The sequence below is a fragment of the Lichenibacterium minor genome, assembly GCF_004137685.1.
Lineage (GTDB): Bacteria > Pseudomonadota > Alphaproteobacteria > Rhizobiales > Beijerinckiaceae > Lichenihabitans > Lichenihabitans minor.
This window is the reverse complement of record NZ_QYBB01000002.1, coordinates 129,669-154,406: the sequence shown is the minus strand read 5'-3', so window position 1 is coordinate 154,406 and position 24,738 is coordinate 129,669. Positions and strand designations below refer to the sequence as shown.

24 protein-coding genes are annotated in these 24,738 nt (G+C 70.6%); 13 read left to right on the top strand and 11 right to left on the bottom strand.

The genetic code is table 11. The features are described 5' to 3' along the window. Positions 1–22: 22 nt before the first annotated feature. The gene (locus tag D3273_RS02815) at positions 23–1,420 is read left to right on the top strand and encodes an MFS transporter (RefSeq protein ID WP_129223301.1); all 1,398 of its coding nucleotides are present in this window, start codon (positions 23–25) and stop codon (positions 1,418–1,420) included. On the opposite strand, the gene D3273_RS02810 is transcribed toward D3273_RS02815, so the two are convergent. After that, complete coding sequence (locus D3273_RS02810) at positions 1,415–1,909, bottom strand: SRPBCC family protein (RefSeq protein WP_129223299.1); 495 nt, start codon at positions 1,907–1,909, stop codon at positions 1,415–1,417. The genes D3273_RS02815 and D3273_RS02810 overlap by 6 nt on opposite strands. Before the next feature lie 145 nt (positions 1,910–2,054). On the opposite strand from D3273_RS02810, the gene D3273_RS02805 reads away from it, so the two are divergent. Beyond that, positions 2,055–4,169, top strand: coding sequence for an alpha/beta hydrolase domain-containing protein (locus tag D3273_RS02805; RefSeq protein WP_129223297.1), 2,115 nt, complete (start codon positions 2,055–2,057; stop codon positions 4,167–4,169). 7 nt (positions 4,170–4,176) lie between these two features. On the opposite strand, the gene D3273_RS02800 is transcribed toward D3273_RS02805, so the two are convergent. From D3273_RS02800 to D3273_RS02785, 4 genes are all read right to left on the bottom strand, one after another. After that, positions 4,177–4,542: a VOC family protein gene (locus D3273_RS02800; RefSeq protein ID WP_129223295.1), complete on the bottom strand. Its 366-nt coding sequence runs from the start codon at positions 4,540–4,542 to the stop codon at positions 4,177–4,179. Between the two features lie 10 nt (positions 4,543–4,552). Continuing rightward, on the bottom strand, positions 4,553–4,837 hold the full coding sequence (locus tag D3273_RS02795; protein ID WP_129223293.1) for a type II toxin-antitoxin system RelE/ParE family toxin: 285 nt from the start codon (positions 4,835–4,837) through the stop codon (positions 4,553–4,555). Next, positions 4,834–5,115 (bottom strand): antitoxin of toxin-antitoxin stability system, encoded by a 282-nt coding sequence (locus D3273_RS02790; protein WP_129223291.1) that lies wholly within the window; start codon positions 5,113–5,115, stop codon positions 4,834–4,836. The genes D3273_RS02795 and D3273_RS02790 overlap by 4 nt, the downstream gene beginning before the upstream one ends. Positions 5,116–5,506: 391 nt before the next feature. After that, on the bottom strand, positions 5,507–6,142 hold the full coding sequence (locus D3273_RS02785; RefSeq protein WP_129223289.1) for a hypothetical protein: 636 nt from the start codon (positions 6,140–6,142) through the stop codon (positions 5,507–5,509). A 425-nt stretch (positions 6,143–6,567) separates the two neighbouring features. On the opposite strand from D3273_RS02785, the gene D3273_RS02780 reads away from it, so the two are divergent. From D3273_RS02780 to D3273_RS02770, 3 genes are all read left to right on the top strand, one after another. Beyond that, positions 6,568–7,251, top strand: a complete 684-nt coding sequence (locus D3273_RS02780; RefSeq protein ID WP_129223288.1) for an MgtC/SapB family protein — start codon at positions 6,568–6,570, stop codon at positions 7,249–7,251. 50 nt (positions 7,252–7,301) lie between these two features. Beyond that, complete coding sequence (obgE, locus tag D3273_RS02775) at positions 7,302–8,333, top strand: GTPase ObgE (RefSeq protein WP_129223286.1); 1,032 nt, start codon at positions 7,302–7,304, stop codon at positions 8,331–8,333. Positions 8,334–8,416: 83 nt separating this feature from the next. Further along, the gene (locus D3273_RS02770) at positions 8,417–8,878 is read left to right on the top strand and encodes a hypothetical protein (protein ID WP_129223284.1); all 462 of its coding nucleotides are present in this window, start codon (positions 8,417–8,419) and stop codon (positions 8,876–8,878) included. 34 nt (positions 8,879–8,912) lie between these two features. Here D3273_RS02770 and D3273_RS02765 read toward each other — a convergent pair whose 3' ends face one another. The 3 genes from D3273_RS02765 to D3273_RS02755 form a co-directional block, all read right to left on the bottom strand. Beyond that, a complete protein-coding gene (locus D3273_RS02765; protein ID WP_129223282.1) occupies positions 8,913–9,824 on the bottom strand; it encodes a coiled-coil domain-containing protein in 912 nt (303 codons plus the stop codon). A gap of 37 nt (positions 9,825–9,861) precedes the next feature. Further along, positions 9,862–10,437 (bottom strand): DUF1134 domain-containing protein, encoded by a 576-nt coding sequence (locus D3273_RS02760; RefSeq protein WP_129223280.1) that lies wholly within the window; start codon positions 10,435–10,437, stop codon positions 9,862–9,864. 119 nt (positions 10,438–10,556) lie between these two features. Continuing rightward, complete coding sequence (locus tag D3273_RS02755) at positions 10,557–10,775, bottom strand: hypothetical protein (protein ID WP_129223278.1); 219 nt, start codon at positions 10,773–10,775, stop codon at positions 10,557–10,559. A 301-nt stretch (positions 10,776–11,076) separates the two neighbouring features. Here D3273_RS02755 and D3273_RS02750 point away from each other — a divergent pair, with 301 nt between their 5' ends. Next, on the top strand, positions 11,077–12,144 hold the full coding sequence (locus D3273_RS02750; protein WP_165359355.1) for a phosphotransferase: 1,068 nt from the start codon (positions 11,077–11,079) through the stop codon (positions 12,142–12,144). 106 nt (positions 12,145–12,250) lie between these two features. On the opposite strand, the gene D3273_RS02745 is transcribed toward D3273_RS02750, so the two are convergent. Continuing rightward, entirely contained in the window at positions 12,251–12,472 is a 222-nt protein-coding gene (locus tag D3273_RS02745) for a SlyX family protein (RefSeq protein ID WP_129223274.1), read from the bottom strand. Between the two features lie 154 nt (positions 12,473–12,626). Here D3273_RS02745 and D3273_RS02740 point away from each other — a divergent pair, with 154 nt between their 5' ends. From D3273_RS02740 to alaS, 7 genes are all read left to right on the top strand, one after another. Beyond that, positions 12,627–15,767: a CheR family methyltransferase gene (locus tag D3273_RS02740; protein ID WP_129223272.1), complete on the top strand. Its 3,141-nt coding sequence runs from the start codon at positions 12,627–12,629 to the stop codon at positions 15,765–15,767. 163 nt (positions 15,768–15,930) lie between these two features. Continuing rightward, positions 15,931–16,683 (top strand): Crp/Fnr family transcriptional regulator, encoded by a 753-nt coding sequence (locus D3273_RS02735; RefSeq protein ID WP_165359354.1) that lies wholly within the window; start codon positions 15,931–15,933, stop codon positions 16,681–16,683. Between the two features lie 270 nt (positions 16,684–16,953). Further along, positions 16,954–17,571, top strand: a complete 618-nt coding sequence (gene rpsD / locus D3273_RS02730) for a 30S ribosomal protein S4 (RefSeq protein ID WP_129223268.1) — start codon at positions 16,954–16,956, stop codon at positions 17,569–17,571. A 118-nt stretch (positions 17,572–17,689) separates the two neighbouring features. Then, positions 17,690–18,265, top strand: coding sequence for a Panacea domain-containing protein (locus D3273_RS02725; RefSeq protein ID WP_129223266.1), 576 nt, complete (start codon positions 17,690–17,692; stop codon positions 18,263–18,265). A 43-nt stretch (positions 18,266–18,308) separates the two neighbouring features. Next, positions 18,309–18,536, top strand: coding sequence for a hypothetical protein (locus tag D3273_RS02720; protein WP_129223264.1), 228 nt, complete (start codon positions 18,309–18,311; stop codon positions 18,534–18,536). Positions 18,537–18,883: 347 nt separating this feature from the next. Continuing rightward, positions 18,884–19,975, top strand: coding sequence for a recombinase RecA (recA, locus tag D3273_RS02715; protein ID WP_129223262.1), 1,092 nt, complete (start codon positions 18,884–18,886; stop codon positions 19,973–19,975). 153 nt (positions 19,976–20,128) lie between these two features. Beyond that, on the top strand, positions 20,129–22,810 hold the full coding sequence (alaS, locus tag D3273_RS02710; protein WP_129223260.1) for an alanine--tRNA ligase: 2,682 nt from the start codon (positions 20,129–20,131) through the stop codon (positions 22,808–22,810). 234 nt (positions 22,811–23,044) lie between these two features. Here alaS and D3273_RS02705 read toward each other — a convergent pair whose 3' ends face one another. Next, on the bottom strand, positions 23,045–23,467 hold the full coding sequence (locus D3273_RS02705; protein ID WP_129223258.1) for a hypothetical protein: 423 nt from the start codon (positions 23,465–23,467) through the stop codon (positions 23,045–23,047). A gap of 106 nt (positions 23,468–23,573) precedes the next feature. Next, positions 23,574–24,737 (bottom strand): ABC transporter permease, encoded by a 1,164-nt coding sequence (locus D3273_RS02700; RefSeq protein WP_129223256.1) that lies wholly within the window; start codon positions 24,735–24,737, stop codon positions 23,574–23,576. Position 24,738: the final 1 nt, after the last annotated feature.

Genomic DNA, 24,738 nt, shown 5'->3' with positions numbered 1-24,738 from the left:
TCGGATCGGACCCCCCTGCCTCATGTCGCTTCTCGCCCACCCCCGCACGCTGCCGCTGCTCGTCGCGGGGGCCTTCTTCATGGAATTCCTCGACGGCACGGTGATCGCCACCGCGCTGCCCGCCATGGCGCGCGACTTCGGCCTGCGCCCCGTCGATCTGTCGGTGGGCGTGTCGGCCTACCTGTTCACCCTGGCGCTGCTGCTGCCGGCCAGCGGCTGGGCGGCGGAGCGCTTCGGGGCGCGGCGGGTGTTCTGCGCCGCCGTCGGGGTCTTCACCCTGGCTTCCGTGGCCTGCGGCCTGTCGACCGGCCTCGCCTCCTTCACCCTGGCCCGCATCGTCCAGGGCGCGGGCGGGGCGCTGATGGTGCCGGTGGGGAGGCTCGCGGTGCTGCGCGCCACGCCGAAGCCCGACCTCATGCGGGTCATGGCCATCCTGACCTGGCCGGCCCTGACGGCGCCGGTGATCGCGCCGCCGCTCGGCGGCTTCATCGTCACGGCAGCGTCCTGGCGCTGGATCTTCTTCATCAACCTGCCGATCGGCCTCCTCGGCCTGTGGCTCGCCGCGCGGGTCGTGCCGACCGCGCGTGCCGGCACGCCCCGCCGCTTCGACGCGCCCGGCTTCGCGCTCGTGGGCTCGGCCGTGCTGGCGCTGCTCGGCGCCGTCGAGCTGATGGGACGCGAGGCCGTCGATTGGCGGCTGGTCGGCGCCTGCGCGGCCGCAGCGGTCGCACTCGGCGGACCGGCGCTGCGGCACCTGCGGCGCCACCCCGCCGCCATCCTGCAGCTCGACGGCTTCGCGGTGCGGAGCTTCTCCGTCTGCATGCGCGGGGGCACGCTGTTCCGCGTGGCGGTGGGGGCGGTGCCGTTCCTGCTGCCGCTGCTGTTCCAGGTCGGCTTCGGACTCGACGCCTTCCGGTCGGGCCTGCTGGTGCTGGCGCTGTTCCTCGGCAACCTCGGCATGAAGCCGCTGACCACGGCGGTGCTCCAGCGCTTCGGCTTCAAGCGCGTGCTGGTCGCCGACGCCCTGCTGGCATCCCTGGCCATCCTGGCCCTGGCGGGGCTGTCGCCCGCGACGCCGCTGCCCGTGACGCTCCTGCTGCTCGCCGTCGCGGGCGCGACGCGCTCCATGGGGCTGACCACGATCAACACGCTGGCCTTCGCCGAGATCGCGCCCGACGCGATGGGCGGCGCCAACACGCTGTTCAACATGTTCCAGCAGTTCGGCTTCGGGTTCGGGGTGGCCCTGGGCGCCCTGGCGCTGCGGCTGGCCGAGGTTTGGCGCCCCGCCAGCGCGCTCCACGCCACGCCGGCGGAGTTCCGCATCGCCTTCGCGCTGGTCAGCCTCGCGGGGGTCGCGGCGGCGCTCGACGCGCTGCGGCTGCCGGCCGACGCGGGCGCCGAGGTGGCGCGGAGGTCATAGGCTCTCGGCGAGCCGCGCCAGCTGGTCGGCGCAGCGGCCCCAGCCCTGGTGGAAGCCCCTGTTCTCGTGCGCCTCGCGGTCGGCGACGGTCCAGTGGCGGACGCGGATCGTGTAATGCGTCCAGCCCGTCTCGTGGGCGGCGAAGCTCAGCACCACCGTCATGAACGGCTTCGCGGCGGGCGTCCACGCGTCGGCGAAGGCGTCGGTGAAGACGACGCGTTCCCCAGGCACGAGCTCCAGGTAGACGCCGCGGCTCGGATAGTCGGTGCCGTCGGGCGCGCGCATCACGATGTGGCTCGCGCCGCCGACGCGGAGGTCGAGCTCCGCCACCGGCACGGTCCAGGGCTCGGGTGCGAACCAGCGGCGGAGCAGCTCGGGTTCCGTCCAGCAGCGGTAGAGCGCCGCCGGCGCCGCGTTGACGAAACGGTTGAGGACGAGGTCGCGGCCGTCGGGCGGCGCGTCGCCCGCGAGCGGGTCTAGGGACGTCATGGCGCGGTCTCGGCTGTGCGATCGCAAGATGGCAGCGGTGGAGGGCGGCGTCCAGGTGACCGCGGCCCTCCTTGCCGCCGAGAAACGCCGCCGCTATCAGCGGAAGCGACGCCGCCCGAGAGCGGTGCCCCACGAGGACACGCCCATGCCCCGCATCCGAGGCCGCCGCGCGGCCTTGCTCTTCGCCGGCGCCGTAGCGGCGACCCCCGCCGCCGCCCGCATCACCCGCATCGACGTGTTGCGCGTCGAGCCGGCCTTCGGCGGCGCCTCCTTCGGGGCCGCCGGGGCCTTCGAGCGGGTGATCGGCCGCGCCCACGGCGAGGTGGACCCGAAGGAGCCGGGGAACGCGACCATCCAGGACATCGCGCTCGCGCCGCGAAACGCCCGCGGCCTGGTCGCATACGACACCGACGTCGAGATCCTGCGCCCCGCCGATCCGGCCAAGGGCAACCGCGTCGTGCTGTTCAACGTGGTGAACCGCGGCAACAAGGGCGCGCTGAACCTGTTCAACGCCGACGTGCCGCCCGGCAACGGCGTCACCAACCGGTTGGAGAATCCCGGCGACGGCTGGCTGCAGCGCCAGGGCTACACGCTGGTGTGGTTCGGCTGGCAGGCCGACGTGCTGCCGGGCGACGGCCGCATGCCGTTCTCCGCGCCGGTGGCGCAGGCCCCCGACGGTTCCGCCATCACCGGCACGGTGCGGGCCGAGTTCGCGCTCCAGAAGCCCGCGACCGTGCAGAACCTCGGCTCGGGCTGGTTCACCGGCATGAGCACGGCCGGCGCCCCCGCGGCCTCGACGGACAATGCCGCGGCCTTCCCGGACGGCTTCCGCCCCACCCTCACGGTGCGGGCTTCTGCCACCGCGGCGCCGGTGCCGATCCCCGCCTCCGAATGGCGCTTCGGCGACTGCCAGGCGCCGAACGACCGGCAGGTCTGTTATCCCGCGGGCTTCCAGCCGGGCCGCCTCTACGACCTGACCTACCGGGCGAAGGACCCCCTGGTCATGGGGCTGGGCTTCGCGGCGGCGCGCGACCTCGGCACCTTCCTCGGCACGGCCGAGCGCGACGACGCCGGGGCGCCCAACCCCGTGGCGCACGGGCCCGGCGTGAAGCGGGTCATCATGGGCACGTCGCAGAGCGGCCGCTTCATCCGCAGCCTCGTCGCGCTCGGCTTCAACCGCGGCGAGGACGGGACGCGCGTCTTCGACGGCGCGCTGCCCCACATCGGCGGCGGGCTGATGCCGCTGAACATGCGCTTCGCCCAGCCGGGCCGCGCCTGGGGCCAGCAGATCGACCACGACTACCCGGCCTACGACTTCCCCTTCACCTACGCGCCCGAGGCGGACCCGTTGACGGGGCGCCGCCAGGGCCTCCTCGACCGCTGCACGGCGGACGGCACCTGCCCGAAGCTGGTCCACGCCGCGACGGCGCTCGAGTTCTGGGAAGGGCGCCAGTCGCTGGGCGTGACGGATCCGCTCGGACGGGCCGACGCGCCCGAACCTGCGGAGGTGCGCACCTTCATCATGGCCTCGACCCAGCACGCGCCGCCGCCCCTGCCGCTGCCCGCCGCTCCTTCGCTCTGCACCCAGCAGTCCAATCCCAACCCTCATACCTGGACCATGCGGGCGCTGCTGACGGACCTCGTCGAGTGGGTGCGCGACGGCCGCGACCCGCCGCCTTCCGCCGTGCCCCGCATCGCGGACGGCACGCTGGTGGCGCCCGACGAGCTGCGCTTCCCCGCCGTGCCGGCGACGCGCTACGGCGGGGTGGACCGGCCCCCGCTGCGCTACAGCGCCGCCTTCGACGCGCTGCACGTGCTCGACCGTGGCCCGGACTGGCGGCCGGGCGAGTCCTCGGGCGTCGAGACGCTCGTGCCGCCGCGGCGCGGCATGGCGAGCTACGGCGTGCTGGTGCCGCAGGTGGACGCCGACGGCATCGACGTGGCCGGCGTGCGCGACGTCTACGTGCGGGTGCCCATCGGCACCTACACGGGCTGGAACGCGTTCAGGCCGGAGCTGTTCGAAGGCGGCTTCTGCAACTTCCAGGGCTCGTTCGTGCCCTTCGCCGCCACCAGGGCCGAGCGCGACGCCGCCGGCGACCCGCGCCCCTCGCTGGCCGAGCGCTATCCCACGCCGGACGTCTATGCGGCCGCCGTCGAGCGCGCCGGCGCCGACCTCGTGGCGGCGCGGCTGATGCTGCCCGAGGATGCCGCGCGGCTGACGGCGGAAGCGAAGCGGGACGGGGTGCGGACGGGGCCGTGATCCCCGCTCAGGATCTCGCCTGCACCAGTTCGATCCGGTTGCCGAAGGGATCGTCGACGAAGACACGGTCGCAGCCGTCGAGCGGGATGTCGGCGCGCGTCGGGTGGCCTGCCGCGGCGAGCCGTGCCGCGAGGGCGGAAAGATCGTCGACCCGGAAGGCCGGATGCGCCTTGCGGGCCGGGGTGAACGGGTCCTCGACGCCGAGGTGGACCGCGACGGCGCCCCGCTCGAACCAGCAGCCGCCCCGCGCGCGCAGCGGCTCGGGTTTCTCCCGCTCGGCGAGGTCGAGCAGCCCGGCGTAGAAGGCGCGCGCTTCCGCTTCGCGCCCGGGCGGCATGGCGAGCTGGACGTGGTCGAGGGCGAGGATGGTCACGACGGGGACATCACGGCGAATTGGGCCGGTCCTGGGCGCCGTGGAACAGGCGCAGGACGGTGATGACATCGTCCTGGACACGATAGACGACGAGAAAAGGCGTGCCGGAGACGACGAGCTCGCGGGTTCCTGGCCGATGCCCCGAGCGCCCGAGCAAAGGGTGAGCCATGAGGCGTCCGACCGCCGCCTCGACGCGCCGGCTGTAGGAGAGAGCGGCGTCGACATTGCGATGCCCGATATAGTCGAGTTGATCCTGCAGACTGTCGATGGCGATCGGCAGCCATTCGATCCTCATCCGACCGAGCGCCGCGCGCGATCGTTCATCCCGGCGCGTTGCTGCCTCAGTCGGGCGACGGCCTCGTCGTGAGAAACGCGCTTCACCTCTGGATTGTCCGCCTCGCGCAACGCTCCGTCGATCTCGGCGTCGCGGGCCGAGCGGTGGCGATCGACGAAGTCCCGCACGAGGTCGCGCAGCACGTCGTCGGCCGGCCGCATCGCGGCATCCGCCTCGGCGACGAAGCTTTCGAGCAGCTCGGGGTCGAGGGTCAGGGTGAGGGTCGCCGCATCGGTCATGCCGTCCTCCTGATGCACGCTCGAAGCATAGGGCGTGGCGTCGCGCGGACCAAGCGCGCCGTCACGCGGTTGGAGCGCCGATGTCGGCCTTTGGAGCCGGTCCGCCGTGACCTGGCCGATGCTGTCCGGCGTCACAGCGCCCAACGGCTCAGGGCCGCCTGTTCCACGCGACCGTGCGGTCCAACGTCCCGCGGTTGGGTCCGCCTCGACGGAAAAGGATGGCTCGTGCGGGACACGCCGGAGAGTCCGGATCCCGGACCTCTGCGAAAGCGGACGAGCGCCCTGTCATGGTTCGTCTTGGGTTTACCTTAAAAAGACCAACGGAGTTCGCCCTTTTCGGGCCTATGAGCTGGAAGCTCGCCTCGAAGTTCCATCACTCCTAGTTCATAATTTATCTGGTCAGAAGTCTGTATAAATTGTCAAAGCCGAACGTATGGCAAAGCTCATCGTCAGTGTATGTCCATGTCTTTTTTTGCTTTCTCTCCTCCGATATCGACAACCCGTCTCTGGAAATATCCATCAAACGAGAGAGCTGCTCGCGGTGAGCGGGCGTGAACCGTTGTAGGAAGTCATGATGTGCTTCCAGAGCCTTCTTATGGTTCTCTGGGGTGACGTTGGCCCGCAGACCATCAGAGTCGGGGCTACCGTGCCAAGCAAGGAAGGATCCTTTGGAAAATGGTCCGATAAAAATCACCTTTTCAGCAGCAGGAAATAAGTAATCAGCACAAGCTGACGCGCAGTATCCGGAGATGATTAGCGTTCTTTTGTGGTCGAATATGTCATCGCCGATTTTTGCCCCTGTGGTGGAAACTCCTCCCGCATTGTTGTGCACGAAAACGTATTTGGCGTTTTTAACAACTTTAAGATATTTTCTCGCTGTATTAAGATGTAGGTAGCTTTTAAGGCACACATAATCTCCGAAACCTACTGTACGTTTTCTCAGAAAATCATTTTGATTATCGTTATCACAAGATTTGACGATTTCGGATATAGCTGTCGCTTCGGACGCATTGATAGTTTGGGACACACAAATTTCATTCGCCTTCGATCCATTACAATCTATGACAAGGCAAGACATAGCTATCAAGATATAGGATAAAAATGGTCTATTCCATCTTCTCTGCGTCACGATGTTCTCTCCCATTTAACACGAATAATTACACACGCCGTGGGATTTCGGCTACACCTTGCATTAAAATTTAAATATCTATGCTAGACGTAGCAAATAATCTATCGCAGATCATAATTATTTTTGATTTAAGCAAACGCTAGTCCAATCGAACTGCTGGGCTCGATCGTTTTGGGTATGCCCTCAACGCACTGCATCGACGGTTCGTTTGAGATCCCAAGACCCCCTATCCAAACCGAACTTTCCCAAACCGACTATCCAAACCGAACCGCCGTCACCGGGCGCTGCTGGCGGCGGGGCGGCGATGACGCTACCCTGACCGCATGATCTCGGACCTCGACATCGCGATCCGCCTCGCCGTGGCGGCGCTGTTCGGCAGCCTCGTCGGCTTCGAGCGCGAGCGGCTGATGTGGGCGGCGGGCATCCGCACCCACATGCTGGTCAGCGTCGGTGCGTGCCTGCTGATGATCGTGTCGGCCTACGGGTTCCAGCACGCGATCCTCATGGAGCACGTGGCGCTCGACCCGTCGCGCATCGCCGCGCAGGTGGTGTCGGGCATCGGCTTCCTCGGCGCGGGCTCCATCATGGCGCGGGGGCAGGTGGTGAAGGGCCTCACCACGGCGGCGAGCATCTGGGCGGTGGCGGCCGTGGGCCTCGCGGCCGGGGGCGGGCTGTTCTTCGCCGCCGGCCTGTCGACCGCCATCATCCTGGCGATCCTGGTGGGGGTGAAGCCGCTGGAGGAGGCCTACCGCGCCCGGGTGCAGAGCTGCACGCTGGAGATCGACCACGAGCGCGACGCCGTGACGCTCGACGAGCTGAAGCGCATCCTCGGCGTCCGGGGCGGGCAGATCAGGCGCGTCACCGTGGTGCCGGGGATGAACGACCTCGAACGCACGACGGTGGCGCTGACGCGCGTGTCGCGGCGCGACATCGCGGCCGGCGCCGAGACCCTGAAGGACGCGCCCGGCGTGCATGCGGTGGAGGTCGTCAAGGCCAAGACGGGTTGAATCCGCGATCCGGCCTCGACCGCGGACGCGCGAACGCTTATCTCGACCCCATGAAATTCCTCGACGAAGCCAAGGTCTACATCCGCTCGGGCGACGGAGGCGCGGGCTGCGTCTCGTTCCGCCGCGAAAAGTTCATCGAATTCGGCGGCCCCGACGGCGGCGACGGCGGCAAGGGCGGCGACGTCGTGGTGGAATGCGTGGGGGGCCTCAACACCCTCATCGACTACCGCTACCAGCAGCACTTCAAGGGCAAGACCGGCATGCACGGCATGGGCCAGAACCGGCACGGCGGCAAGGGCTCGGACGCCGTGCTCAAGGTGCCGGCCGGGACCCAGATCTTCGAGGAGGACGGCGAAACGCTGCTCGCCGACCTCACCGAGGAGGGGCAGAAGATCACCCTGGCGCGGGGCGGCAACGGTGGCTTCGGCAACACCTATTTCACCACCTCGACCAACCGGGCCCCTTACCGCGCCAACCCCGGCCAGGAGGGCATCGAGCGCACCGTGTGGCTGCGGCTCAAGCTCATCGCGGAAGCCGGGCTCGTGGGCCTGCCCAACGCCGGCAAGTCCACCTTCCTCGCCACCGTGTCGGCCGCCAAGCCCAAGATCGCCGACTACCCCTTCACCACGCTGAAGCCGGGCCTCGGCGTCGTGCGCGTCGGCGACCGCGAGTTCGTGCTGGCCGACATCCCCGGGCTGATCGAGGGCGCCCACGAGGGGCTCGGCCTCGGCGACCGCTTCCTCGGCCACCTGGAGCGCTGCAACGTGCTGCTCCACCTCGTCGACGCCACCGGCGACCACGCCGGCGAGGTCTACAAGACCATCCGCCACGAACTCGAAGCCTACGGGGCGGGCCTGATCGACAAGCCCGAGATCGTGGCGCTGAGCAAGGTCGACGCCGTCGACCCCGAAACCCTCAAGACCCAGATGGCCCGGCTGAAACGCGCCGCCAAGCGCCAGCCGCTGAAGCTGTCCGCCGTGGCGGGCATCGGCGTTCCGGAAGCCCTGGGGGGCCTGCTGCAGACGATCGACCAGCACAACCGCGAGGCCGCCGCGGCCGAAGCCCCGCCCTGGCATCCATGAGGGTCGCCGGCGCTGGCCAAAGGGGACGGATGGGGCCAGGATGACGCCCGGTTGAACCTGGGACCGGGCGGAGCGTCGCTTCCATGAGCATGGCGGACAAACTCGCGATCGTGATGGCGCTCACCGGCGTGTCGCCGGTGCCGGGCGCCAACAACCAGATGGACATGCCTCCGCCTGCCGCCGTGGTCACGATCGCGGGGCAGAACGGCGGCAACATCCGGGCGCACGTGTCGCGCGTCATCGATTACGACGCGGCGGGGACCCGCGTCAGGGTCACGGGCACCTGCATCTCGGCCTGTGCCCTCATCCTGGCGCTGCCGCCGGACAGGATCTGCGTCGGGCCCGGGGCCCGCTTCGGCTTCCACCAGCCCGTGAAGGGGCTCACCGGCACGATGGCCATCACCGATATCGGCGACGCCATCACGGACGTGTACCCGCCCTTCGTCCAGCAGTGGCTCAAGAGCCGCTACGGCGGCCTGCCGTCCGGCAAGCCGCAGATCATGGGCTACGACGTGCTGCGGCAGCATTACGCCACCTGCCCCTGAGCAGAAAGGCCTGCGCCGACTCACGACGGTCTGCTCAGGACTTCGCGGCGCGCAGCACCTCGTCGGCCAGCGCCGCGACGGCGGCCCGGAGCGCCGCATCGTCCCGAGGGGCGGCGGGCGGCGGCCCAGCCTCGGCGCGCCCCTCGGCCGCCGATCCCACGGCGTCGCGTTTCAGGGCTTCGGATTTCAGGGCTGCGGATTTCAGGGCTTCGTGGGCCATGGCGCTCGCGGTCGCGCGCCGCTCCGCCGACTGTGCCTGCTCGGCCATGAAGGCGAGTTCGGCCTTCAGCGCTTCGATCTCGGCGGTGACGTCCGGCGCCGGCGCTTCGGCGGCCCGGGTGTCCCGCTCCGCCGCCGCGTCCCGCCGCGCCTGGGCGAGTTCGCGATCGAGGTCGCTGCCGCGCGCTTCGGCGCCGATCAGCCGCGTTTGGAGCCCGGCCAGGCTGCCGCGGCTGCTGTCGACCTCGTGGCGGAGCCCGTCCCGCTCGGCCTGCAGCGCCGCGATCTCCTCCATCCGTCGCTCCGCCAGGCGCCCCAGCCCGTCCAGGGCGACCGCTTCGGCGCCGTGCTCCGCCCAAAGGGAGGCGACTTCGCCGCGCAGGGTCGCCACCTCGGCGTCGCGCGCCGCGATCCGCACCTGGGCCTTGATGACGGCCTCGTCGAGCGCCGCGATGCGGGCTTCGCGCCGCGCCGCCTCGACCCGCAGCGCCGCCCGCTCGGCTTCCGACCCGTCGAGCCGCTGCTCGACGCGCCGCAGCGCCACCGCGTGGGCGGCGCGCAGGTGGTCGCGCTCGGCCGCGATCTCCTCGGGCGACAGCGGCACGAGCCGGCTCAGCCGCTCCTCGGACAAGCGCAGCGCGCGCCGCCACACCGCCGGAAGCGCCGCCAGCGCCAGCAGCCCGGCCACCATGAAGCCGAGCGCGAAGACCAGGACGTCGAGGATCACGGGCCGCCGTCCATCCCCTGCGGTGACGCCGCCACGGTCAGAACGGGTTCCAGGTCGGGCGCGGCGTGAACTTGAGGTAGGACAGGGCGACGCCGAGCCGCGCCCCCACCCCCGAGCGGATCGGCACCACGACCACGCGCTCGTTGGTCAGCGCCGTGAAGCCGAAGCCGCCGATGACGTAGGCCGAGCCGTCGAGGCCGCCGAAGCGCTGGAAGATCGCCTGCGTCGAGGGCAGGCCGTAGACCAGCATCATGGTGCGGTCCCCGTTGGCGCCGGCGTCGAAGCCGATGGACGGCCCTTCCCAGTAGACCTTCTGGTCCCCCGCGTTGCGGGTGTACATGAGGCCTTCGCCGTAGCGCAGCCCGCCGATGAAGGCGCCGCCCGCTTCCTGGCCCAGCACGTAGCCGTTGGGCTGGCCGAAGCGCCGCGCCGCTTCCTCCACGGTGAGCGCGATGCCGCGCGACACCGAGCCGAAGAAGTGGTGGCCCTTGTCGACGATGTCGTCGGTGGAGAAGCGCTCCGGCGCGCCCTGCGCCCTGGCCCCGCCCCACAGCGCGGGCCCCGCGGCGCCGGCGAGGCCCGCCAGGACCGATCTCCGCGACCACTCCACCATGGGTTCCAGCCTCGCCTGGGCGCCGCTCCGTCGGGAGCACGCTGCGTCGCGGCCCGTCATGGGCCGCGATTCGGCTCATCGCATAGGGCGGGATCGTGTCGGGCGCGTGGCGCCCCCGGTCAGCCGCGCTCGCCGTCCTGGTGCATCTTGTCGAAGTAGCGCGTCCCGCTCGTGTCCGCCGGCGGGGCGGCATGGCTGCCGGCGCGGGGCGCCGCGGCTGCGTCCGGGTCGCCCTCGGCGCGGTTGGTGTGCTTGATCGACACCGCGAAGGCGGGGAGCGCCGCGGCGGCGAGGACGGCCCCCGCCAGGGCGGCGGGGAGCAGGATGGAGCGCGTCATGGTTCGGTGCCTCTTGGAACGTCGGACGACCCTCGCCCAAGCGGACGTCCGTGGGTTGGCCCACGAACGTCCGCTTCTCCCCTATAGGGAAGGGCGGCAGGATCGCGTGGGCGAACCCACGCGATCCTGCTTGGGCCGGGTTCCGGGCGGAAGCGGGGCCGGACGGCGGGCGGGGGCGCAGCCCAGACCTGCACGGCGTGCAGGCGCGCGATCCCCGGGCCGCGCCCGGCCTCCGCCCCGGCCCTTGACCCGGGGCGCCGGACGGGGATTTCTGCCCGACACCTCCACGAGGGCGCCGCCCATGCATCCGTCCCCCACCGGCATGGACCTGCTCACCACCCCGCCGCCGGCGGCCGGCGAGGCCGAGGTCGTCGACGCGCTGCAGGTCCATTACGGCCTCGCCGCGCGCGTGAGCGCGCTGCCCGGGGAGCGCGACCGCAACCTCCTCGTCCGGTGTGCCGACGGGCGTCACGCCGTCCTCAAGCTGTCCAACGCCGCCGACACGGCGGAAGCCCGCGCGCTCGGCCGCGCCGTGCTGCTCCACCTCGACGGGCGGGGGCCGCCCTTCGCAGTGCCGCGCCTGATCCCCACCCGGGCCGGCGCCGAATCCTGCACGGTCGGGGACGCCGAAGCCGTGCTGACCACCTTCGTGGCCGGGCGCCCGTGGGACGCCCGCCCGCCCTCGGCCGCCCTCCGCCGCGCCGTCGGCGGGGCCGCGGCGGCCCTGGGCGCGGCGCTCCGCGGCTTCGACCACCCCGCGGCCCGCCGCAGCCTGCCCTGGGACCTGATGCGCCTCGACCGCATGGCCCCGGTGGCGGACGCGATGGCGGACCGGCGCCGCGGCGACTGGCTCGCGGACTTCATCGCCCGCTTCGCCGCCGAACTGCGCCCCGCCGCCGCGGCGCTGCCGGCCGCCGCGGTCCACAACGACCTCAACGGCAGCAACGTGCTCCTGCGGGACGGCGCCGACGCGGTCGCGGGCGTGATCGACTTCGGCGACCTCCTCCACGGCCCGCGGGTCGTCGACCTCGCCGTGGCCTGCACCTACGGGCTCGGCGACGCCGACCCCGCCGAAGCCGTCGCCGATTTCGCCGAAGGCTGGGCGCGGGCGGCCCCGCTCGCCGAGGCCGAAGCCGAGGCCCTGTTCGACCTCGCGGTGGCGCGCCTCGCCCTGCGGGTGCTGATGTACGAATGGCGCGCCGTTCAGGCCTGCGACGACCGCGGCTACGCGATGCGCCACGCGTCCGCCGCCTACCTCGCCCTCGACCATGTGATGGCGCTGCCGCGGCATCGCGGCCGGGAGCGGGTCCTGGCGCGCCTCGGCGTCCGGCGCGGCGGCCCCGGTTCGCGCCCGGGCACGATGCCGTGACCGGCTTTCGAGTGCCCGGCCGCCGCTGTCCCCGCCCGTGTCCGCCCGCATCGGGCGGGCCGGCCCGCCGGCGGACCCGCCGGGAGGAGCCGCGGGACGCGAGCCCTCAATAATGCGGCGGCGGCGCGTCCGGCTCGGCCGGCAGGCGCCGTTCCGCGTCGGCGAGGCGGTCGAGCAGGCGGTCCACGTGGCGTCGCAGGCCCTCGATGACGGTCCACTGCGCCGTCACGGCGGCGTCGAGGTCCTCGATCACGCGCTCCTGCTCGGCGAAGCGCATTTCCAGCCGGTCGAGGCGGTCGGCGTCCCGGGCTTCGGTGTCTCGGCTCATGCGGTCTCCGGTGTCTGCGCCGGGGCGTAGCGCGTCCCGCGTTCCGGCGGAAGCGGCACCCCACGGTTCGTCGCGGCCCCCGGGCCCCGCCGTGCTATACCCGGCGTCCAGCGACGCCCTCGCCCGGGCGCGTCGGCCAGCGAGTCCGCCGCCCATGCCCCGTTCCAGCTTCCCCATCGTCGGCATCGGGGCTTCGGCCGGCGGGGTCGAGGCGCTGGAAGGGCTGTTCCGCCACATGCCCGCGGAAAGCGGGATCGGCTTCGTGGTGGTCACCCACATCGGACCGGACCACGCCAGCCTGCTCGCCGAGGTCGTGGCGCGCTACACCTCCATGCCGGTGATGTTCGCCGAGGACGGGGTCGAGGTGGCGCCCGACACCGTCTACGTGCTGCCGTCGAGCGCCAGCATCACCATCGGCGACGGGGTGCTCCGCATCGTGCCGACCGACAGGGGACGGCACGAGCACCATCCGATCGACGTGTTCCTGGCTTCGCTCGCCCGCGACTGCGGCGACTCCGCGGCGTCGATCGTCCTGTCGGGCGGCGACGGCGACGGCACGCTCGGCACCCGGGCGGTGAAGGAGCGCGGCGGCCTCACCATGGCCCAGGTGGCGGACGGGCAGGGCGCGTTCCATTCCGACATGCCCCGCAGCGCCATCGCGACCGGCCTCGTCGACCTCGCCGTGCCGGTCGAGGAGATGGGGAGGCACCTCGCCGTCTTCGCCCGCAGCCTCGCCGACGCCGACATGGCCGAGGTGTCGGCCGACGCTTCCGACGGGGCGGGCCGCCTGGACCAGACCCGCCACGAGATCTACGCCATCCTGCGCAACCAGGTCGGCCACGACTTCGCCGGCTACAAGGTCAGGACCTTCGACCGGCGCGTCGGGCGGCGCATGCAGGTGGCGCAGCTCGACACGCTGGACGGCTACGTCGAGCTCCTGCGCCGCAAGCCCCGGGAAGCCGGCGCGCTGTTCCGCGACCTGCTGATCAACGTGACCAACTTCTTCCGCGACACGGAAGCCTTCGACAAGCTGGCCGAGATCGTCGTGCCGCGCCTGCTGGAAGGCCGCGGCGCCGACGACACCGTGCGGGTGTGGGTGCCGGGCTGCGCCACCGGCGAGGAGGTGTATTCGGTCGCGATCCTGATCCGCGAGCGCATGGAGCGCATGAGCGCCGTCCCGCGCGTGCAGATCTTCGCCACCGACATCGACGAGCGCGCGCTCGCCATCGCCCGCGCCGGCCGCTACCCGGAGGGGCTGCTCGACAACCTCACGCCCGAACGGCGGGGGCGCTACTTCATCCAGGACGGCAGCAGCTTCGTGCTCTCGAAGGACGTGCGCGACCTGTGCATCTTCTCGCCCCACAGCGTCATCCGCGACCCGCCCTTCTCCCGCATCGACCTCGTGTCCTGCCGCAACCTGCTGATCTACTTCGGCACCGACGTGCAGAACCTGGTGATCCCCACATTCCATTACGCGCTGAAGCCGGGCGGCTTCCTGTTTCTCGGCACGTCGGAAAGCGTGAGCCAGTTCGCCGACCTGTTCACGCCGCTCGACAAGAAGCAGCGCATCTTCCAGGCCCGCGACGACCATGCGGGCTCCCTGCGGCTGCCGACGCTGGTGGGCCACGCCGCGCGGGTGTTCCCGGCTTCGCCGGCGCTGCCGCCGCGCCAGCAGATCGGCGGCGTCGCCACGATGCGCCAGGTCGTGGAGCGGCAGGTGCTGGAGCGCTTCGCCCCCGCCCACGTCGTGGCGACGCGCGACGGCGACGTGGTGTACTATTCCGCCCGCACCGGCAAATACCTGGAGCCGGCGGCGGGCGCGCCGACGCGCCAGCTCGTCAACATGGCCCGCAAGGGGCTGCGGCTCGACCTGCGCACCGCCTTCTCCGAAGCGCTGGAGCGCCAGAACCTCGTCACGCGCGAGAGCGTTCCGGTCGAACTCGAGGACGGGCGCATCCAGCTCGTGACCCTGTCGGTGGAGCCCCTGGCCGAGGCGCAGGACGACAAGCCGCTGTTCCTGGTGCTGTTCGCCGACGAGGGTTCGGTGCTCAGCCGCGAAACGGCGCTGACCCGGGCCCAGCTCCAGCACGGCGGCGCCATGGCCCACCTCGAAACCGAACTGCGCGAAACGCGCGAGCGCCTGCAATCCCTCATCGAGGAATACGAGACCGCGCTGGAAGAGTTGAAGTCGTCCAACGAGGAGCTGGTGTCGGTCAACGAGGAGCTCCAATCCACCAACGAGGAGCTCGAAGCCTCGAAGGAGGAGCTGCAGTCCCTCAACGAGGAGCTCCACACCGTCAACGCCGAGCTGAACCTGAAGGTCGAAGCGCTCGACCGCGCCAACAGCGACCTGCGCAACCTGTTCGAGAGCACACCCCTGGCGACCGTGTTCCTCGACCGCAACCTCGTGATCCGCTCCTTCACGCCGGCCGTGACCGAGATCTTCAACATCCTGCCGGGCGACCGCGGCCGCCCCTTGACCGATCTCGCGAGCCGGGTCGGCGTGCCGAACCTGTCGGACGACGTCGCGTCGGTCTTCGCGACGGGCCGCGCGCTCGAGCGCACGCCCGACCGGTCGCTGCCCGGCCCGCACCTCCTCGTGCGCCTCGCCCCCTACCGCAGCGCCATGGAGCGGGTGGAAGGCGTGGTGGTGACCTTTGTCGACATCTCGACCTTGATCCGCGCCGAGCAGCGCCAGCAGGTGCTGATCGACGAGCTGCTGCACCGCACCCGCAACCTGCTCGTCGTGGTGCGCAACATCGCGCGGCAGACGATCGGGCGCGGCGGCACGATCGAGGGCTATTCGGAGCGGCTGTCGGCGCTGGGGCGCGTGCAGAACCTCGTGTCCCGCGCAGCGACCGACACCGTCGACCTCCGCGACCTCGTCGCGCTCGAGCTTGACGCCCAAGGCGCCCTCGACGGCGCCCTGGACGGCGGGCGGGTCGAGGTCGCCGGTCCCCCGGTCGGCCTGCGCGTCGAGCAGGTGCAGACCCTGGCGCTCGCCGTGCACGAACTCACCACCAACGCCGCCAAATACGGGGCCCTGGCGGCGCCCGAGGGGCGCCTGTCGATCCGCTGGCACGTGGTGCCGGCGCCCGACGACGCCCGGTGCCTCGTCCTGGACTGGATCGAGACCGGGGTCGCCCTGCCGCCCGTCGCGGAGATGCGCCAGGGTTACGGGCGCGAGCTGATCGAACGGGCCCTGCCGTTCGACCTCGGCGCCCGGACCCACTTCGGCTTCGGGCCGGACGGCGTCCGGTGCCGCATGGAGATCACCCTCGACCGCACCGCCTGACACCGGGCGACGGAGATGCTGGCGCGTCCCCGTCGCGCCGCACGAGCGGCGGCGCGCGTTCGCGCCGGCCGACGGCCGGACGGGCTCCGGGGGCCGCCTCCGGTTTGCCATCGCGGCCGTGTCGACGCTAAGGTCCGATCGGACGACACACCAGGGGGCGATGATGACCAACGCCTTCGTGCGCAAGCTGGAGCGTTTCGGCCCGCTCGACCGCGACGAGCGCGACGCGCTGGACGCGCTGTGCGCGGGGGCCGTCCATCACCGGGCCGACGACGAGATCGGCCAGGGCGGCCAGGCCGGGACGGTGCCGCTCCTGCTCGCCGGCTTCGCCTACCGGTTCAAGCTCCTGTCCGACGGCCGGCGGCAGATCCACGGGCTCTTCGTGCCCGGCGACCTGTGCCGGCACCTTTACGGCCACCTGTCGCCGTCGGACCACGTCGTGCGCACCCTGTCGCCCGCCGTGGTGGCGGCCGTGCCGGCCGCGGCGCTGCACGGCGCCATGGAACGGCACCCCCGCATCGCCCGCGCGCTCTGGGCCAGCACCGTGACGGACGACGCCGTCCTGCGCGAATGGGTGGTGAGCCTCGGGCGCCGCAGCGCCTACGAGCGCATGGCGCACCTGTTCTGCGAAGTGTTCCTGCGCCTGCGCGCCGTCGGCCTCGTGGACGGCCAGTCCTGCGATCTGCCGCTGACGCAGATGGACCTCGGCGACCTGATGGGCCTGTCGACCGTCCATGTGAACCGCGTGGTCCAGCAGCTCCGCCGCGACGAGCTCATCGCCCTGAAGGGCCCCCACCTCACCGTCCCCGACGTGGCGGTGCTGGGCCGCGCCGCCGACCTCGACCCCGCCTACCTGGGCCTCGAGGTCGGCCCCGCCCACCCGCGAAACGCGCCGGCGCGCGTCGGGGCCGCCTGAGCGGGGGCGCGTCGGAAACGGCGCCCCGTCGCTTGGCGCCTCGCCCGCGGCGGCGCGGGCCTCGGTTGACAGGGGGCGGCCCGCCCGGTAACCAGCCGCCTTCACCTCCGCCGCGCCGTTTCGGCCGCGCGGGGTGATCCTGCCTGGGGCCGCAAGGGTCCCGGCGACGCACCCGCGGCCGTTCCCATTCCATCGGTGAGCTGCCTGTCGGCCGGACCTCGCGGTCCGGCGGAGGAGGGCGCGTTCCTCACCTTGTGAACAGAGGACGCGATGACCAAGCGCTTACAATCCAAGTACAAGATCGACCGCCGCCTCGGCCAGAACATCTGGGGCCGCCCGAAGAGCCCGGTGAACCGCCGCGAATACGGCCCCGGCCAGCACGGCCAGCGCCGCAAGGGCAAGCCGACCGACTTCGGCACGCAGCTCAAGGCGAAGCAGAAGCTCAAGGGCTATTACGGCAACATCTCCGAGAAGCAGTTCCGCAAGTACTACGCAGAGGCGATCCGCCTGAAGGGCGACTCCTCGCAGAACCTCGTCGGCCTGCTCGAGCGCCGGCTCGACATGGTGGTGTATCGCTGCAAGTTCGTCGCGACGATCTTCGCGGCCCGCCAGTTCGTCAACCACGGCCACATCCGCATCAACGGCAAGCGCGTCAACATCGCGTCCTACCTGGTGAAGGTCGGCGACAAGATCGAGGTCAAGGAGGCTTCGCGCGAGCTCGCCTTCGTGATCGAGGCCGGCCAGCTCGGCGAGCGGGACGTGCCGGACTATTTCGAGCACGACGCCGCCAAGAAGTCCGCCACGATGACCCGCGTGCCCGGCCTGACCGAGGTGCCCTATCCGGTCCAGATGGAACCGAACCTCGTCATCGAGTTCTATTCGCGCTGATCCTCGCCGATCCGGCGGTGCAGCAGGGAAGGCCGCCTCCGGGCGGCCTTTTTCATGGGCCGATGCCGTGGCGTGTCCGGGGTTTGGCGCCGCCCGAAGACCGGGCTATGGTCCAACCATGAGCGAGCGTGGAACCCTGTCCTTTCGCATCGAGCTTCCAGGCGGCCAAGCCCGGCTGCGGGAGCTGGTCCTCCACGTCTGCACACGCTGCGGCGATGCCGAAAGGTTTGGAAAGGTCAAGCTCAACAAAATCCTTTGGCGCGCGGACTTCAAGGCCTTCGCCGAGCGCCGCCTGCCGGTGACGGGCCGGACCTATCAGAAGCTCGCCGCCGGTCCTGCGCCGCTCGAAATGCCCCTCGTCCTGGCCGAACTCGAGGCCGAAGGCTCGATCGCCTTCTCGCGCCGCGAGATGGCCGACGGGTACATCGAGCTTCGTCCCATCGCCAAGGCGGCGCCGAGCCTGAGGGCGTTCAGCCCCGACGACATCGACTATGTCGAAGAGGCGATCCGCTTCTACTGGTCCATGTCGGCCACGCAGGCGAGCGACCTGTCCCACGGGGTGGCCTGGAGGAGCCGGAAGTTCCTCGACCCGATCCCCTACGAGGCCGCCTTCCTGTCCGACGTGAGGATGGCCGCCGAGGAGCGTCTGCGCTTCGGGGCCATGGCGGCGGCGAAAGGCTGGACGACGCTTTGAAATGCATCGGACGATCGTTTACAGCCCGGATTTCGAAATCTGCGTGAGCCGCCTCGGCGGCTATCGCATCATCGACGCGGCGTTGGACACCGTCATCGATGGACTGCGCCGCAATCCATTCGGTTTCGACAAATTCGAAAGCGACCTGTTCAGTTTCCGATACGCCCGCACGGCGCAGATGGGCGGCGTGCCACCCCTCTACGTGATCTTCACCATCGAGGCCGACCGCACCGTGACGCTCGTCCATGTCGAGGAGATCGCGGCGGTCTGAGTTCGCCAGCCAAAGCCCGGCTGGCGCGCCGCCGGACGTCGGTATGGCCGCCTGTCGGGCCGCACCCGCAGGGCCAACACCAGGACCCTGGTGTCTTCCCGGCGAACACGGAGCGCCGCGACGATCAGCATCGCCGGGACTGGCACGTCGAGGGAACCCCTTGCCCGTGCCCCCTCATGGGGTGCGCCGCCGCAACGGGTGGATGCATCAAGGGCCGCCGAGCGCCCGTCCCCGCCGCCGGGATTCTTTTCCGACGCGGCCGTTCCTGCCCTTGCGGATGAGAACAAACAGAGTACATTCACCTCAGTTGCAGGGCGGTTCCGCCCGTGTCAGAAGGACGTCACGCCGTGGTTCAGAGCAACCTCCGCCTCGTTGAAGGATCGTCCGTGGACAAGACCAAGGCGCTCGACGCAGCGCTCTCGCAGATCGAGCGGGCCTTCGGCAAGGGCTCGATCATGCGGCTCGGCAAGAACCAGAAGGCCGTCGAGATCGAGACGATCTCCACCGGCTCGCTGGGGCTCGACATCGCGCTCGGCGTCGGCGGCCTGCCGCGGGGCCGCGTGATCGAGATCTATGGGCCGGAATCGTCCGGCAAGACCACGCTGACGCTGCACTGCATCGCGGAAGCGCAGAAGAACGGCGGCGTCTGCGCCTTCGTGGACGCCGAGCACGCGCTCGACCCCGTCTACGCCCGCAAGCTCGGCGTGCAGCTCGACGACCTGCTGATCTCCCAGCCCGACACGGGCGAGCAGGCGCTGGAGATCACCGACACGCTGGTGCGCTCGGGCGCCATCGACGTGCTGGTGGTGGATTCCGTCGCGGCCCTGACGCCCCGCGCCGAGATCGAGGGCGAGATGGGCGACGTGCAGCCCGGCCTCCAGGCCCGCCTGATGAGCCAAGCGCTGCGCAAGCTCACGGCTTCGATCTCGAAGTCGAACACCATGGTGATCTTCATCAACCAGATCCGCATGAAGATCGGCGTGATGTACGGCTCGCCCGAAACCACCACGGGCGGCAACGCGCTGAAGTTCTACGCCTCCGTCCGCCTCGACATCCGCCGCACCGGCTCGATCAAGGACCGCGACGAGGTGACGGGCAACTCGACGCGCGTGAAGGTGGTGAAGAACAAGGTCGCCCCGCCGTTCAAGCAGGTCGAGTTCGACATCATGTACGGGGAAGGCATCTCCAAGGTCGGCGAGCTCGTCGACCTCGGCGTGAAGGCCGGCATCGTCGAGAAGTCCGGCGCCTGGTTCTCCTACGACAGCCAGCGCCTGGGCCAGGGCCGCGAGAACGCCAAGACCTTCTTCAAGACCAACCCGGACGTCGCCCGCAAGGTGGAGGCCGCCATCCGCGAGAACTCCGGCCTCATCGCCGAGCGCATCCTGGAAACGGGCGGGCCCGAGGGCGACGAGGACGACGACACGCCGCCGGAAGCGTGATCGGCCTTCGCTTCCCGGAGGTGACAGGTTAACGCAAAGTGAAGGGGCGTGGGCCCCTTCGCTCGACAGCTTCGGGGGGCGCGGCTAAAGGGGGCCTGCGCCCTTTTTCGCGTCCTGAGGGCCCGCGCCTTCCAGATCCCGAGTCCCAGTGCCATGACCAGCGTCAACGAGACCCGCTCGGCCTTCCTCGACTTCTTCCGCCAGGCCGGCCACGAAGTCGTGCCGTCGGGCCCGCTCGTCCCCCGCAACGACCCGACGCTGATGTTCACCAGCGCCGGCATGGTGCAGTTCAAGAACCTGTTCACCGGGGTCGAGAAGCGCCCCTATCAGCGCGCCACCACGGCGCAGAAGTGCCTGCGCGCCGGCGGCAAGCACAACGACCTCGACAACGTCGGCTACACGGCGCGCCACCACACCTTCTTCGAGATGCTCGGCAACTTCTCGTTCGGCGATTACTTCAAGCCGGTCGCCATCGAGAACGCGTGGAACCTCGTCACCAAGGTGTTCCAGCTCAACAAGGAGCGCCTGCTCGTCACCGTCTACCACGACGACGACGAGGCTTTCGACCTGTGGCGCAAGATCGCCGGCCTCCCCGAAAGCCGCATCATCCGCATCGCGACCTCGGACAACTTCTGGGCCGCCGGCGACACCGGCCCTTGCGGCCCCTGCTCGGAAATCTTCTACGACCAGGGCGAGCGCGTGTGGGGCGGGCCTCCCGGCAGCGCCGACGAGGACGGGGACCGGTTCCTGGAGTTCTGGAACCTCGTCTTCATGCAATACGAGCAGATCGGCCCGGGAAACCGCGCGCCGTTGCCGCGCCCCTCCATCGACACCGGCATGGGGCTCGAGCGCATCTCGGCCATCCTGCAGGGCGTGACGTCGAACTACGACGTCGACCTGATGCGCACCATCATCGGGGCGGTCGCCAACCTCACCGGCGTCGACCCGGACGGGCCGCAGGCGGCGAGCCACCGCATCGTCGCCGACCACCTGCGCGCTGCCGCCTTCCTGGTGGCCGACGGCGTCGACCCGTCGAACGAGGGCCGCGGCTACGTGCTGCGCCGCATCATGCGCCGCGCCATGCGCCACACGCAGCTGCTCGGCGCCGCCGAGCCGCTGATGTGGCGCCTCGTGCCCACGCTGGTGCAGCTGATGGGCCAGGCCTATCCCGAGCTCGTGGAAGCGCAGGCGCGCATCGCCGACGTGCTGCGCTCGGAGGAGACGCGCTTCCGCACCACGCTGGCGCGCGGCCTGTCCATCCTGGAGGACGAGACGCGCGACCTCCGGGCGGGAGACAGCCTGAAGGGCGACGTCGCCTTCAAGCTCTACGACACCTACGGCTTCCCCCTCGACCTGACGCAGGAAGCGCTCCGCGCACGCGACATCGCGGTCGACGAGGAGGGCTTCGCCGCCTCCATGGCGCATCAGAAGGCCGAAGCGCGCCGCGCCTGGGCGGGTTCGGGCGAGGCCGCCACGGACGCCGTGTGGTTCGGCATCCGCGACCGCGTGGGGTCGACCGAGTTCCTCGGCTACGCGGCCGAGCGGGCCGAAAGCCAGGTCGCCGCCATCCTGTCGGGCGGCCGGGAGGTCGAGCGGCTGGACGCCGGCGAGAAGGGTCAGGTTCTGCTGAACCAGACGCCGTTCTACGGCGAATCCGGCGGCCAGGTCGGCGACACCGGCACCTTGACGGCGCCGGGCGTGCGCTTGCGCGTGACGGACACCGGCAAGAAGCTCGGGGACGTCTTCGTCCACGAGGTCGAGGTCGTCGAGGGCGGGATCGCGGTCGGCACGGGGCTGGTGGCCGAGGTCGACGGCGCGCGCCGCCGCGCCATCCGGGCCAACCATTCCGCGACCCACCTGCTGCACGAAGCGCTGCGCCAGGTCCTGGGACCGCACATCGCCCAGAAGGGATCGCTCGTCGACGGCGACCGCCTGCGCTTCGACTTCTCCCACGCCAAGCCCATCACCGCCGAGGAGCTCGCCGAGGTCGAGGAGATGGCCAACCGCGTCGTGCTGCAGAACGAGCCGGTGGTGACGCGCGTCATGGCGATCGACGACGCGCGGGCGAGCGGTGCGCGGGCGCTGTTCGGCGAAAAATACGGCGACGAGGTCCGCGTCGTCAGCATGGGCCGCCCGGAGGAGGGCAGGGGAGCGACGGACGCGCTCTACTCGATCGAGCTTTGCGGCGGCACCCATGCGGCGCGCACCGGCGACATCGGGCTGGTGTCGATCCTCGGGGAAAGCGCGGTCGGCTCGGGCGTGCGGCGCATCGAGGCGCGCACGGGCCACGCGGCGCGGCGGGGCCTCAACGCCGACAGCGCCAAGCTGCGCGGCGTGGCCCAGCTGCTGAAGGCTTCCCCGGACCTGGCGGTCGAGCGCGTGACCGGCCTCGTCGACGACCGGCGGCGGCTCGAGCGCGAGCTCAACGACGCGCGCAAGAAGCTCGCCATGGGCGGCGGGGGCGGCCAGGCCGAGGCGCCGCGCAGCGTCGCGGGGGTGAGCCTGATGGCGCGCTCCGTCACGGGCATCGACATGCGCGACCTCCGCAGCCTCGCCACCGACGCCAGGACGGCGCTGGGCTCGGGCGTGGTGGCGCTGGTGGGGGTCGGCGAGGACGGCAAGGCGGGGCTCGTCGTGGCGGTGACGCCGGACCTGGCGGCGCGGTTCAGCGCGGTCGACCTCGTGCGCGCCGGCGTCGCGGTGCTCGGCGGCACGGGCGGCGGCGGCCGGCCCGACATGGCGCAGGGCGGCGGCCCGGACGGCGCCCAGGCCCAGGCCGCGCTGGCGGCGGTGGAAGCCGCCATGGCGGCGAGTGCGGTGGCGACGGCGGAGTAGAAGAAGGCGGTTCAGGCGATGTCGTGAGGCGGTCGACGGCCCGCTCGGATCAGACGCGGGACGGGTGAAAGGGAGACGAGCGACGAGGCCTGCCATTCGGGTCTCGTCATTGGAAATGTCGCGATAGGGCGGAATGTCATCGAAGATGACGGCTTGTCAGGATTTTTGTCATGACCGTCTGTGGCCACGCGAGAGCAGCGTTCTGGCGATCTTCGATGACCTGTCGGCTTAGCCCTACAGGATGAGATCGGGCCCGCAGAGCTTGGGGTCGAGCGGCTTCTTGAACAGGAACACCATGCCGAGCGCGATGCGGCGGCCCGGCGTGACCGGCCGCGTGCCCACGAGGGCGATGTCCTCCGAGCCGAAGCCGGCCGCCTCGGGTTCCACCGCCACGCCCGTCCGCGAGATGTTGATGATGCGCGCGGCGAAGCGCTTGCCGCCCACGGTGGTCAGCATCGTCGCGGTCTTGTTGGGCACGAAGCGCTCGGCCGAGCGCGTCTCGCTGGGCTCGGCGTCATCGAGGCTCGAGGCCGGCTCGAAGCTGACGACGGTCCGGGGGGCCGTGATGTCGCGCGGGATGGTCGAGGCCGGCGGCGTCGGCGCCGCATCGCCCTTGCCGCCCGTGACGGCCTTCCACACTCTTCCGAGGCCGATCATGGTCCGAGGCTGTCCTGTCTCGATCGACGAGGGAGGCCCCCGCGGCCCCCGAAGCTGAGCCGAGGTTAACTGGCCGATCCTTTACGGACCGTCGACGCGCCTTGCGTCAGCGGAACGTCTTGCGCGGGTCGAAGGCGTCGCGGACGGCTTCGCCGATGAAGATCAGCAGCGACAGCATGATCGCGATGGTGAGGAAGGCCGTCAGCCCCAGCCACGGAGCCTGCAGGTTCGACGTGCCCTGCAGCAGCATTTCCCCCAGCGACGGCGAGCCCGGCGGCAGGCCGAGGCCGAGGAAGTCGAGCGAGGTGAGGGTGGTGATGGAGCCCGACAGGATGAAGGGCAGGAAGGTCAGGGTCGCCACCATGGCGTTGGGCAGCACGTGCTTCCACATGATGCGCAGGTTCGACAGGCCGAGCGCCCGGGCGGCATTGACGTATTCGAAGTTGCGGGCGCGCAGGAACTCCGCCCGCACGAGGTGGACCAGGTTCACCCAGGAGAACAGCAGCAGGATGCCGAGCAGGACGCCGAAGGAGGGCGTGATCACCGCCGCCACGATGATCAGGATGTAGAGGTGGGGCAGCGACGACCAGATCTCGATCACGCGCTGCATGATGAGGTCGGTCCAGCCGCCGAAATAGCCCTGCACGGCGCCGGCCGCGATGCCGACCGCCGACGAGATGCCGGCCAGCAGCAGCGCGAAGACGATCGACAGGCGGAAGCCGTAGATCAGCCGCGTGAGCACGTCGCGGCCGTGGTCGTCCGTGCCGAGCCAGTTGGTTTCGAGGGCCGAACAGGGACGCGTCGCGGGCGGGGTTCCGCCCCCGTCCCGGATGGCGCGGCTGCATTGGGCGTCCGACAGCAGCCAGGTGGGCGGGGACGGCAGGGTCGTGGGGGGCGACAGGTTGCGGGTGGAGTTGGAATAGCGGATCGGCGCCCAGATCATCCAGCCGTGGTCGTCGATCTCCTTCGCGGTTTCGGGGTTGCGGTAGTCGGTATGCGCGAGGAAGCCGCCGAAGCGCTCCTCAGGATAGTCGTTGAACACGGGAAACAGGATGTCGCCCTTGTAGGAGACGACGAGCGGCCGCTCGTTGGCGACGAACTCGGCGCCGAGCGTCACCAGGAACAGGGCGGCGAAGACCAGGAACGATCCGTAGCCGCGCCGGTTGCGCTTGAAGGCGTCGAGCCGCCGCCGGTTGATCGGCGTGAGGTCGAGCCAGCCGCGCCGGCCGGCCGCCGGGGACGGGGGCTTCGGGTCGACGAGCGCGTCCATC